Here is a 244-nt window from a genome sequence, read left to right as displayed (position 1 = left end):
AACGGTGACCGCAATGCGATCGACCACATCGACGTGATCGCCGGGCAGGCGGCGGACGACGGCGCGCCGCAGATGACCGTGCACACCGTGCGCGCTGCGCAATGGCGGCAGGACGGCAATCGCATCGCGTTCGACGTGACGCTGCCGGCGCCGGAGACGCGTGGCTTCGTGCGCGTGCGGGGCACGTCGAACGCGCAGATCGAACCGACGCCGGATGTCGCCGGCGAAGATCCGTGGCAGGACC

At 70.5% G+C, this 244-nt stretch carries 1 protein-coding gene; it reads left to right on the top strand.

From position 1 onward, the window contains the following. The coding region (locus SB719_RS22030; RefSeq protein ID WP_412160014.1) for a hypothetical protein at positions 1 to 244 on the top strand (244 nt) is incomplete at both ends.

Origin of the sequence: Pantoea sp. SIMBA_079, assembly GCF_046940275.1 — a bacterium.
Taxonomy (GTDB): Bacteria; Pseudomonadota; Gammaproteobacteria; order Enterobacterales; family Enterobacteriaceae; genus Pantoea; species Pantoea borealis.
Note: the sequence above shows the minus strand (reverse complement) of the source record. Positions and strands in the feature narration are given on the sequence as shown.